6 protein-coding genes and 2 pseudogenes are annotated in these 6,351 nt (G+C 58.2%); 3 read left to right on the top strand and 5 right to left on the bottom strand.

What is annotated here, in order from left to right; translation table 11 throughout:
• Nucleotides 1–429: pseudogene (locus AB4043_RS14360) on the bottom strand (GTPase ObgE); the annotation flags it as partial.
• 198 nt (nucleotides 430–627) lie between these two features.
• Between AB4043_RS14360 and AB4043_RS14355 the strand changes: the two are divergent.
• Genes AB4043_RS14355 through AB4043_RS14345 form a run of 3 tightly spaced genes read left to right on the top strand, consistent with a single transcriptional unit; the run spans nucleotide 628 to nucleotide 3,353 of the window.
• Entirely contained in the window at nucleotides 628–1,119 is a 492-nt protein-coding gene (locus tag AB4043_RS14355; RefSeq protein ID WP_442307346.1) for a carboxypeptidase-like regulatory domain-containing protein, read from the top strand.
• Nucleotides 1,116–1,409, top strand: a complete 294-nt coding sequence (locus AB4043_RS14350) for a hypothetical protein (protein WP_442307345.1) — start codon at nucleotides 1,116–1,118, stop codon at nucleotides 1,407–1,409. The genes AB4043_RS14355 and AB4043_RS14350 overlap by 4 nt, the downstream gene beginning before the upstream one ends.
• 9 nt (nucleotides 1,410–1,418) lie before the next feature.
• Nucleotides 1,419–3,353, top strand: coding sequence for a hypothetical protein (locus AB4043_RS14345; protein ID WP_442307347.1), 1,935 nt, complete (start codon nucleotides 1,419–1,421; stop codon nucleotides 3,351–3,353).
• 71 nt (nucleotides 3,354–3,424) lie between these two features.
• On the opposite strand, the gene AB4043_RS14340 is transcribed toward AB4043_RS14345, so the two are convergent.
• The 4 genes and pseudogenes from AB4043_RS14340 to AB4043_RS14325 form a co-directional block, all read right to left on the bottom strand.
• Complete coding sequence (locus tag AB4043_RS14340) at nucleotides 3,425–4,363, bottom strand: SRPBCC family protein (protein WP_442303155.1); 939 nt, start codon at nucleotides 4,361–4,363, stop codon at nucleotides 3,425–3,427.
• Between the two features lie 26 nt (nucleotides 4,364–4,389).
• On the bottom strand, nucleotides 4,390–4,761 hold the full coding sequence (locus AB4043_RS14335; protein WP_442303156.1) for an ArsR/SmtB family transcription factor: 372 nt from the start codon (nucleotides 4,759–4,761) through the stop codon (nucleotides 4,390–4,392).
• Between the two features lie 317 nt (nucleotides 4,762–5,078).
• Nucleotides 5,079–5,984: a PLP-dependent cysteine synthase family protein gene (locus AB4043_RS14330; RefSeq protein WP_442303157.1), complete on the bottom strand. Its 906-nt coding sequence runs from the start codon at nucleotides 5,982–5,984 to the stop codon at nucleotides 5,079–5,081.
• Nucleotides 5,985–6,202: 218 nt separating this feature from the next.
• A pseudogene (locus AB4043_RS14325) lies at nucleotides 6,203–6,351 on the bottom strand (IS5-like element ISAs34 family transposase); the annotation flags it as partial.

Raw genomic sequence — 6,351 nt, 5'->3', positions numbered from 1 at the left:
GCCAAGTTCGTGTTCCAGCGGAGCCTGGTGGGTTGAGGTAGCGAAGTGCTGGTTCCCCCGGCCGCCGCGGCCGCCGCGGGCGATGCAGATGGTCTCATTCACGTGGGTGAAGTCGTGGACCAGGGCACCGGTCTCTTCGTCGTAGACCTGGGTTCCGATGGGGACCTTCAGTGTAACGGGCTTACCGGCGGCGCCGGAGCAGTTGGAGCCCTCGCCGTGGGTGCCGCGGCCGGCTTTGTACTCGGGGTTGAAGCGGAAGTGCACCAGCGTGTTGTGGCTGGCGGAGCTGGTCATATAGACATCGCCGCCATGACCGCCGTCACCGCCTGACGGGCCTCCCCGGGGGACGAACTTCTCGCGGCGGAAGGCCATGCAGCCATTGCCTCCATCGCCTGCTTTTACCCGGATTTTCGCCTCATCAATAAACATTCAGACTGCGTTTTCCTCAACTTCCTCGACTTACTTAGTGTACCGAAGGTTCACTCGCATGAAAAACGCTCACAATTACTGTTTACAACCCGTTCATGGTGGTGTGCCATGGTAGAAGTAGTGCCCTTTTCCTGAAAGTTGTGTAAGTGGCTCCCAACCGGAACGATGGTTGGCGTTTTGATGTTTTTTGGAGGCAGGATGAGTAAATTAAGAGGCTTTCTTAGCTTGGCCGGTGCGGCCATCCTTGGTGTGAGTCTAAACGCGGTGGCGCAGTCCACCACGCAGGGTGCGATTGCCGGCACCGTGTTCGACACGACGGACGCGGTCGTCAGCAACGCGAAGATTACGATCCATAACGACGGAACCAACCAGGACGTTGTCCTCACCAGCGCGTCGGGCGGCGAGTACAAAGCTCCGCTCCTGCCCCCTGGAACCTATACCGTAACTGTAGATGTGAGCGGCTTTGCAACCTCCAAGACGACGCAGGTTGTCGTTCAGGTAGGTCAGGTCACCACGCTGAATCCGCACCTGAGCGCCGGTAAGACCGAGCAGACGGTTGAGGTAACGGCCGACATTCCGGCCATCGACTTCGCTTCGGCCACCTTCGGCGGCCACCTCAGCAACACGTTACAAAGTCCGGCACCAACAACCTGCACGGTGAGGTTTACTTCTATCACCGCAACGACATGACCAGCTCGAAGAACGAGAAGACGCTGCTCGCCACATTGAACCCTGCGACCAATACGTACACGCCGCAGGTCATCCGTCCGAAGGACAAGCGCAACCAGTACGGCTTCGGCGTCGGCGGACCGCTGATCAAGGACAAGCTGTTCTGGTTCTACGCCTTCGACATCTTCCACCGGAACTTCCCTGGTATCGCCGTTTCAGGCGCCCCTAACACTTTCTATTCGCAGATCGCTGGTCCTTGCCAGACGCCGGGGCTGCAAGCGGCAACCGGCACCACCGTGGCGCAGTGCTAGACCAACGAGCTGCGTTACCAGTATGCCCGCGAGCTCAACTGGGAAGGCCAGCAGCCGTACACCGACTACACCAAGAATCATCTCGTGGGAACGAATGGCGTGACCACCTACGCCTCCATCGCTGTCGCGACCGGCGGCTTCAACCTGGGTTCGCCCTACTACAGCTACCGCGTAGCCTATCCTGACGAGCGCAAGTGGCAGATCGGCGATACCGCTTCCTATCAGTTCGGCAAACATAGTCYGCGCTTCGGTGTGGACTTCGTTCACAACTACGACATCCAGAACAACCTCTTCCAGAGCAACGGCTCCTATAGCTATGCGAGCGTCGGTCTGTACTTGGCCGACATCCTGAAGCCGTCGGGCGCCTGCGCCCCGCTCACCGCATCCGGAACTCCCACCTTGAGCGCGACCGGCAACGCTGGTTGCCATAGCGGTCTGACCCAGGGCTTCGGTCCTCAGGTGTTCGATCTCGCCACGCTGGACTCGGCCTTCTTTGTGCAGGACGACTGGAAGCTCACACCGAGCCTGACGGTAAACATCGGCGCTCGTTATGACTACGAGTCCTATCCTGGCCCGTTYACTGCGGCACTGAACTCCGCTGTTCCGCAGGAAGCAAACCACCCTTCGGATAAGAACAATATCTCTCCACGTATCGGTTTCGCGTGGGATCCGTTCGGCAAGGGCAAAGCGGTCATCCGCGGCGGATACGGTATCTACTATGGCCGCATCATCAACGCCTCTCTCATGAGTGCCTACACCACCACCGGTGGCGCGGGCGGCCAGTTGCAGTTGACGGCATACAACGGAACTAATCTCGGTACAACCGCAGCTCCGCAGAACATCAAGTTCCCGCAGACCCTCAGCGCCCGTCCTGCCGGTGGTAACTTCGGCGTCCTTTACCTGGACAAGAACCTGCAGAACCCGTATACGCACCAGTTTGATCTGACGGTGCAGCAGGATCTCGGATGGCGCAATGTGCTGTCAGTCTCCTATATCGGATCGCTCAGCCGCGAGCTGCCGAACTTCCTGAACCTTAACCTCGACCCGACCAAGACCTACAACGCGACCTACACGCTGAAGGATAACTCGCTGGCTCCTGGAAACTGTTTGGTGGCGGCCTGCGGAACGACCTTCACTCAGAAGGTCTATTCAGCGCGTTCTACGGTAAGCGGATCGAACACGCTGAACCCGGCGTACAACCAGATCACTCCGCTCATCAGCAACGTCAACGCGAGCTATCACGCTCTGACGGTGGATATCACTAACCGTCAGTCGAAGTTGATCTCGTACGACGTGAACTACACCTGGGCACACGCTCTCGACTATGCTCCGAGCGCGTCGACGAGCCTCAGCCCAGGCAATAACTGGATCGATCCGTACAATGCTCGCGCGAACTACGGAAACTCCAACATCAACGTTCCCCACCGTCTTGTCGGCTGGGCTAACTTCAATATTCCAGGCCGCAAGGGAGACACGGGTCTTGGCTACCTGACCAACGGCTGGTCGATCAAGCCGCTGGTTCAGATCCAGAAGGGTCTGCCCTACTCTGTGGGCACCAGCTCCGGTTCGCCGAGCAACCAGACCGGTTGCACGGACTGCTTGCAGCCCTATTCGTCGGGCGTTGCCGGCACAGGCGTCAGCTCATTCATCCCGTTCTTCGGCCGTAACCAGCTCTTTGCGCCGAGAAACATCGTGATCGATACCCGTCTGCAGAAGGACTTCCGTGTCCGCGAGGGCATGAGTTTCCAACTCATGGCGGAGGCCTTCAACCTCGCGAACCACCGCAACATCACCGCTGTAAACACCGGTGCGTTCTCGATTGGCCCGGGTAACGTTCTGACGGCAACCAATGGCAGCTTCGGTCTCTCAACCACTTCGGGTGTCAACGGCAACTACGCTTACCAGGTGCGCCAGTTCCAGTTCTCTGGCCGCATCGTGTTCTAAGCGATAACGAACAACAGCAAGGGCGGTGGCTTCGGCCACCGCCCTTTTCTTTGCTCGTAACAATCTGAAGACTAGGCCTGCTCGCGTTCCAGATAGGCGATGAGCTGTCCGAAGGTTCCACCCCAGCCCTGCTCCATGCTCTGGAAGAAGCCTGCGAAGGTCTGCTGCTGGACAGGGTTGGCATACATGGCCCGCGAGCGAAGCGTGACCAAAGTCTTTCCGTCGCGCTCTTCGAAGGTCGTGGTGGAGAGCATCTCGACGGGGAAGTCCTTCACCATCGGTGGCGCGATGGGCTGCTCGTTCTCATCGAGGAATGAGGTCACCAGGACAATACGCGAGAAGGGTGTGAGGTCCCGGAAGGTCCAGCGGCCCCACATGGTGTTGCCGTCAGGAAGCTGCATGCCGTAGACAAAGTGGCCGCCCTCGCGGATGTCTGCGCGTTTGACGATGAGCTTCGTGCCGACGGGGCCAAACCACTTCTCCAGTCGTTCAGGTTCGGTCCATGAGCGATAGACGAGCTCCTGCGGAGCATTGAGCTCCCGCGTCAGAACGAACTCTTCGCCGGTGTAGGTGGAGAGTACCTCCTCGAAGCGGGCCAACGTATCCTGCAGCCCTTCTACAGCGCCGCGCTCGGCCACGGCATTCCGCAGGCGGACATCGAGGAAGTCCAGCACGAAGAGGACCTCGGTCTCCTGCGCGCTCTTCTCGGTAAAGGTGATCGTCGCCCGGAAGAGCGGGTCATTGATGTGCTCATACACGAGCTTTTCAGGAGCATCGACGATCTCGTAGCGGACTTCGTTCGGGTACTCGGTTCCGTCAGGCCCGGTCATGGTGTGTGTCCAGAGACCTCCGGGACGGACGTCCATCAGCGTGGTGTGAGTGCGGAAGCCGCGCGGCCCCCACCAATGACTAATGTGTTCGGCTTCGGTGAACATGCGGAAGACAAGTTCGCGCGGCGCACGGAGTACGCGGCTTTCGACAATCTGATTTTCTTGAGCGACGAGGGGCATGGCTGCAACTCTCCTTTATTCACGAACTAGTGTTTGTGTTTTTTCTTGTGCTTCTTTTTCTTCTTGCCGGCGTGTTCTTCGGCCTGAACCTCGGCCAGGTAGGCCTCAAGGCGGTCAAAGCTCTCAGCCCAGAACCGGCGATACTCCTCCACCCAGCCGGCGATCTCTTTGAGCGGAGCAGCTTCCAGACGGCAGGGGCGAAACTGCGCCGAGCGCGTACGGGAGATCAGCCCGGCATTCTCCAGCACCTTGAGGTGTTTGGTAATCGCGGGCATGGAGATGGAGAAGGGTTCGGCGAGCTCAGAGACCGAGGCTTCGCCGCTTGCAAGTTTTGCCAGAATGGCCCGCCGCGTTGGGTCGGCCARCGCGGCGAAGGTGGTGCTGAGATGATCGTCCATATTTCACCACTTGGTTATTTAGCTAATTGGTTAATTACAGAATATGGAGAGAGTTTGTCAAGAGTGCTGGCAAATCAACCTGCGCGAATGGTCCCAGCCAGTTTCTGTTTGGCTGAGTAGCTGGAAGGGGAGAAATCTGCTTTTCCTGTCGCCTTGACTGAAGAGTTATAGAGCGGACCTTCAGCCCTTTGATCGCTCAACTACCCGAGACCTGGGGCGTTGCCCCAGGCTGATATAGAACGCGCCTTCAGCGCTTCCTCGCTAGGACCTCAAATTTTCAATAAACCCAGAAACGGATTTAAGATGGCCTCGATTTTTTATGAGCGGTAGGTCGAAAACAACTCGGTCGTGAAGTAGCGCTCCATGCGGTCTGGGAAGACGGTGACGATGGGGCCTTCGATCCGCTTCGCTGCTTCGATCGCGGCGCAGAAGTTGAGGCCCGAGCTGGGGCCCACGGGGAATCCCTTAGCAATGATCTTGCGGGTGGCGGCGATAGCTTCGTCGTCCTCCACCTCGATGGTAAGAAGCCCGGGAAGCCGATCTTCGCGGAAGATCTTACTGAGGCGGTCGACGACGCCGGGAATACGGGCCGAGAAGCTGCAGCACTCAACATCACCGAAGCTGGTGCGGTTAATTGGTCGCGCGACCACAGGGATGACGTTACAGCCGGAGTCACGCAGCCCCTCATAGAGACCGACCAGGGTTCCACCGGTGCCGACGCCGCTGACCACCGCCGCTACCGATCCGCCGGGAATCTGGTTGATGACCTCGTGCGCAGTGCCGACCCGATGCGCACGGGCGTTATCTTCGTTTTCAAACTGTAGCGGAAGGAAAGCTCCTTCTTCGCGGCCAAGGCGCTGCACCTCGCGCAGAGCGCCGAAGATGCCCTCTTCTTTCGGCGTAAGGATGATCTCGCCGCCGTAGCCGCGGATCATCATCGCACGCTCTGCCGAAACACCCTCCGGCATGACAGCGATGAAGCGAAATCCCATCTGCGCGGAGACCAGCGCCATGGCGATGGAAGTAGAGCCGGAACTCGCCTCGGCGATGAGGTCGCCCTCTTTGATGCGGCCTTCGCGGTAAGCCTTCTCCAGAATGAAGCGGGCGATGCGGTCTTTGGTCGATCCCGACGGATTCAGAAACTCAAGCTTGCACCAGATAGGCGGATGATCGTCCAGGGTAATGGGAACAAGCGGAGTGATGAGCGATCGGCCGGGATACATGGATACCAGTCTACTGAGAGAAGCGAATTGAATGATTGGATGAGTGAATCATTGAATCATGATCGGACTTGGTCGATCCGTTTTGTTTGTCATTTCGTAGCGTAAGCGGAGAAATCTGCTTCTCTATCGATATCGATATCTTCTCGACGCTAAAGCCAAAAGCGGTTCGCGCATAGCGCGAATACCCAGGTCCCTTTAGGGACCCGGGGCACCCGTTCCTAGGGTGTATCGACAAATTGCTGGAGGTGTAACCACGAGCATGCGAGGGCGACGGTAGCAGCGAAGCAAGCAGCGTATTTGCAGTATCTTGTGGCGAACCTTCTGAACTGTTTGAGTCTGTTGAAGCATCGTTCGATGCGGTTTCTGA

This window comes from Terriglobus sp. YAF25, from assembly GCF_052113305.1.
Lineage (GTDB): Bacteria > Acidobacteriota > Terriglobia > Terriglobales > Acidobacteriaceae > Terriglobus.
Note: the sequence above shows the minus strand (reverse complement) of the source record. Positions and strands in the feature narration are given on the sequence as shown.

Excerpts from the sequence above, each read along its gene's own strand:
- AB4043_RS14350 (WP_442307345.1), top strand. The coding sequence starts at position 1,116 with ATGACCAGCTCGAAGAACGAGAAGACGCTGCTCGCCACATTGAACCCT.
- AB4043_RS14330 (WP_442303157.1), bottom strand. The coding sequence starts at position 5,984 with ATGTATCCCGGCCGATCGCTCATCACTCCGCTTGTTCCCATTACCCTG.
- AB4043_RS14355 (WP_442307346.1), top strand. The coding sequence starts at position 628 with ATGAGTAAATTAAGAGGCTTTCTTAGCTTGGCCGGTGCGGCCATCCTT.
- AB4043_RS14340 (WP_442303155.1), bottom strand. The coding sequence starts at position 4,363 with ATGCCCCTCGTCGCTCAAGAAAATCAGATTGTCGAAAGCCGCGTACTC.